Source organism: Pseudomonas sp. XP2, from assembly GCF_053557975.1.
In genome coordinates this window covers 34,498-39,292 of record NZ_JBNRIK010000015.1, presented here as the reverse complement: position 1 = coordinate 39,292, position 4,795 = coordinate 34,498, and the positions used below count along the sequence as shown (strand labels likewise).

Here is a 4,795-nt window from a genome sequence, read left to right as displayed (position 1 = left end):
CGGAGCGCAGCGTTTTTTGGTTACTTTTTGTCGCGTCTGACAAAAAGTGACTCGCCGTAAGGGCGAAAAGGTGAGTCAGCGTCACCATCGCAAACGGACTGTTCGATGCACCAAAACAGCCATATCCGCTTTTTAGCTTCTTGCGAGGTGGGCCTCAACACAGTGTAGACATTCGTTCGCGCAGGTGGCGCTGAGTCACCTTTCCGCCCTTCCGGCGGGTTACTTTGGTCTTGGCCAAAGTAACCAAAGCCGTCCGCTCCCATCATCCGGCCCCTGCGCTTCGCTCCGGGGTCCCCTCGCTCCGGGCTTGCTCCCGGGAGGACCGCGCTGCAGGCCCCATCCTGGGGCCCAGCGCTTGACGGGCATCCATGCCCGTCACCTCCCTTCGCAAGCCCTGCGCTCGGCCTCCTGAAGTCGCAACCTGCGTCGCCTGGACTACCGCGCGCTTAGAAGCAAAAACCGAAGCAAGAGCTAGAACAAGAGCTACAGCTGGAGCGCGAACAGCGCGCTGGGCTCAGCGCGGCTTCAGATCGAGCCGGCGCAGGTGGCAAGTCACTTCCTCACGGTCGTGATACAGCTGCTTGCAGGCAATCGACACCCTGATCTTGCGCGCCTTGAACGTCGCCTCCATGCGGTCGAGCAGCCGGCGCACTTCGGCATAGCGCTGCTTCATCGGCAGTTTCAGGTTGACCACCGCCTCGCGGCACAACCCCTCCCCCAGCCAGGTTTCGATCAGCGAGGTGGTGCGCGCCGGCTTCTCGACGATGTCGCACACCATCCAGTCAACCGGCTGCTTGGGCTGCCAGGTAAAACCATCAGCCATCAGGTGCTGGACCAGGCCAGTGTCCATCAGGCTTTCGGCCATCGGGCCGTTGTCGATGGCGGTCACCAGCATGCCCCGGCGCACCAACTGGTAAGTCCAGCCACCTGGCGAGGCGCCCAGGTCAACGCCGGTCATGTCATCCCCCAGGCGCTGGTCCCATTGCTCGCGCGGGATGAACTGGTGCCACGCTTCCTCCAGCTTGAGGGTCGAGCGGCTGGGCGCCTCGCGAGGGAATTTCAGGCGCGCAATACCCATGGGCCACAGCGCACTGTTGTTGACCGGGGCAACACCGGCAAACACCCGCCGGCCGCTGATGAAGGTGAGCAGCAGGCGTGGGCGGCTGGCATCGTCAACCAGGCGGCCGGCCTTTTCCAGTGCTTTGCGCAGCGGCACTTCGAACTTGCGGCAGAACGTAGACAATTCCTTGCCGTCGTTACTGTCCAGCACTTCCAGCCACAGGCTGCCAAACACCGGCAGTTCGGCCAACTGCGCCAGCAGCACACTGATACGGTCACTTTCCGGCAGCTCGACATAACCGCCCCGGGCCCACTGCCGCGGGAAAATCAGCTCGCTGAAACGCAGTGCCCCCATCAGCCGCTCGGCACCGCCTTCTTCGGTACAGACAAACTCGGCGCTGGCAATGTGCGGCTTGCCTTTGGCGTAGCCCGCAATGCCAAGGCGGGCAGCATGTTCGCTGATTTCGGCGCACACCTCGCCCTCGAAACCAGGCCGGCAATGCATGAACAGGGTATTCATCTCTCACTCCACTACGGCTGGCGCGCAACAGGCGCCGGCAGGGCGGCGATGATAAAGGAAGTTCGGAACCTGCGACACGCCCCGCCGGTCCAGAAAAGGGTCAGGGGCCGCAAAGCGGTCTAACCTGACCACTCAGCCAGGTCCGTACCGTGCGGATCGACACAGAGCGGTGACACCGGCAGACCTTTAATATTTGCCGGGCACCGGCGCAGAAGGAGTTGGCAATGCCCTCGCTCGATAGCCTGAACACCCTCAAGCCCCTCCAGGTCGGGGACCAGACCTACCATTATTTCAGCCTTACCGAGGCCGCCCGCCAGTTGGGTGACCTGCAACGCTTGCCCATGTCGCTGAAAGTGCTGCTGGAAAACCTGCTGCGCTGGGAGGACGGCCATACCGTCACCGGCGACGACTTGCGCGCCCTCGCCCAGTGGCTGAGCGAGCGGCGTTCTGATCGCGAGATCCAGTACCGCCCGGCGCGGGTGCTGATGCAGGACTTCACCGGTGTGCCAGCCGTGGTCGACCTGGCCGCCATGCGCGCGGCAATGGCCAAGGCCGGCGGCGACCCCCAGCGGATCAACCCGTTGTCACCGGTGGACCTGGTGATCGACCACTCGGTAATGGTCGACCATTACGGCACGCCGCAGGCCTTCCACGAGAACGTGGACATCGAAATGCAGCGCAATGGCGAGCGCTATGCTTTCTTGCGCTGGGGGCAGAGCGCCTTCGACAACTTCCGCGTAGTGCCGCCGGGCACCGGCATCTGCCACCAGGTCAACCTTGAATACCTGGGCCGTACGGTTTGGACCCGTGAAGCCGATGGCCGCACTTACGCCTTCCCCGACACCCTTGTCGGTACCGACTCGCACACCACCATGATCAATGGCCTGGGCGTGCTCGGCTGGGGTGTCGGTGGCATCGAAGCCGAGGCGGCCATGCTCGGCCAACCCGTGTCGATGCTGATCCCCGAGGTAATCGGCTTCAAACTGACCGGCAAGCTGCGCGAAGGTATTACCGCCACCGACCTGGTACTGACGGTGACGCAGATGCTGCGCAAGAAGGGTGTGGTGGGCAAGTTCGTCGAATTTTATGGCGACGGCCTGGCCGAGCTGCCCTTGGCTGACCGTGCGACCATCGCCAATATGGCGCCCGAATATGGCGCCACCTGCGGTTTCTTCCCGGTTGACCAGGTGACGCTGGACTATCTGCGCCTGTCGGGCCGCCCCGAAGCGACAGTGCAACTGGTCGAGCAGTACTGCAAGGCCCAAGGCCTGTGGCGCCTGCCGGGGCAGGAGCCGCTGTTCAGCGACAGCCTGGCACTGGACATGCACGAGGTCGAAGCAAGCCTGGCCGGGCCGAAACGGCCACAGGACCGCGTGGCGCTGGGCCAGGTCAGTCAGGCCTTTGACCATTTCATCGAACTGCAGCCCAAGCCACTGGCAAAAGAAGTCGGCCGCCTGGAAAGCGAGGGCGGGGGCGGCGTAGCGGTGGGCAACGCCGACCAGGCTGGCGAGATCGATTACAGCCATGCAGGCCAGACTCACACCCTGCGCGATGGCGCCGTGGTAATTGCGGCGATCACCTCGTGCACCAACACCTCCAACCCCAGCGTGATGATGGCTGCCGGGCTGGTGGCCAAAAAGGCCGTGGAAAAAGGCCTGCAACGCAAACCCTGGGTCAAGAGTTCCCTGGCACCAGGCTCCAAGGTTGTCACGGACTATTTCAAGGCCGCCGGGCTCACCCCCTACCTTGAGCAACTGGGCTTCGACCTGGTCGGCTATGGCTGCACCACCTGCATCGGCAACTCGGGCCCGCTGGACGAAGCGATCGAGAAAGCCATCGGCAGCGCCGACCTTACCGTAGCCTCGGTGCTGTCGGGCAACCGCAACTTCGAAGGCCGCGTGCACCCACTGGTCAAAACCAACTGGCTGGCTTCGCCACCGTTGGTAGTGGCTTACGCACTGGCCGGCAGCGTTCGCCTTGACCTGACTCGCGACCCGCTGGGCACCGGCAAGGACGGGCAACCGGTGTACCTGCACGATATCTGGCCCAGCCAGCAGGAAATTGCTGCGGCCGTGGCCAAGGTCGATACCGCGATGTTCCACAAGGAATACGCCGAAGTGTTTGCCGGCGATGCGCAGTGGCAGGCCATCGAGGTGCCACAGGCTGCCACCTATGTGTGGCAGGCCGACTCAACCTACATTCAGCACCCGCCGTTCTTCGACGATATCGCCGGGCCGCCGCCACAAATCGCCGACATCCAAGGCGCCCGGGTGCTGGCGCTGCTGGGCGACTCGGTGACCACCGACCACATCTCCCCTGCCGGCAACATCAAGGCCGACAGCCCTGCCGGGCGCTACCTGCGTGAAAAGGGCGTGGAACCGCGCGATTTCAACTCATACGGTTCGCGGCGCGGCAACCATGAAGTCATGATGCGCGGCACCTTCGCCAACATCCGTATCCGCAACGAAATGCTGGGCGGGGAAGAAGGCGGCAATACCTTGCACGTGCCTACTGGCGAAAAGCTGTCGATCTACGACGCGGCCATGCGCTACCAGCAGGAAGGCACCCCACTGGTGGTAATCGCCGGCCAGGAATACGGCACCGGCTCGAGCCGCGACTGGGCGGCCAAGGGTACAAACCTGCTGGGCATCAAAGCGGTGCTGGCGGAGAGTTTCGAGCGCATTCACCGCTCCAACCTGGTGGGCATGGGCGTGCTGCCGCTGCAGTTCAAGGCCGGCCACGACCGCAAGCAACTGGTGCTGACCGGCAAGGAGCGGATCGATGTGCTGGGCTTGAACGGTGCACAGATCCGCCCGGGCATGAGCCTGCCGTTGCGCATTACCCGCGAAGACGGGCAGCAGGAACAGATCGAAGTGTTGTGCCGGATCGATACCTTGAATGAGGTGGAGTACTTCAAGGCCGGCGGAATCCTGCACTATGTGTTGCGACAGATGATCGCTGGCTGAGGCTGGGAGGTTCGGCTGCAGATTTGCGGCGCTCCCGAGACCGAGCGCCGCCCGCGCGGCGCATCGCGAGCTGGCGCTCGCTCCTACGTTTGTTTCGGGCCAGTTATGCCTGTGGCAGGCGCGCGCGACCGCCTTGTTTGTACGACTCGATATCGAGCCATGCGCCAAGGCGTTCGCGCGCAAATCGCACAGGAAAAATTGGCCCGAAACAAACGTAGGAGCGAGCGCCAGCTCGCGATGCGCCGCGCGG

General features: G+C 63.5%; 2 protein-coding genes. One reads left to right on the top strand and one right to left on the bottom strand.

From position 1 onward, the window contains the following. Positions 1–514 precede the first annotated feature (514 nt). Positions 515–1,579 (bottom strand): 23S rRNA (cytidine(2498)-2'-O)-methyltransferase RlmM, encoded by a 1,065-nt coding sequence (gene rlmM, locus ACK1VC_RS17065; protein ID WP_191087430.1) that lies wholly within the window; start codon positions 1,577–1,579, stop codon positions 515–517. Positions 1,580–1,803: 224 nt separating this feature from the next. Between rlmM and acnA the strand changes: the two genes are divergently transcribed. Continuing rightward, positions 1,804–4,545, top strand: a complete 2,742-nt coding sequence (gene acnA / locus ACK1VC_RS17060; RefSeq protein ID WP_016485616.1) for an aconitate hydratase AcnA — start codon at positions 1,804–1,806, stop codon at positions 4,543–4,545. Positions 4,546–4,795 lie beyond the last annotated feature (250 nt).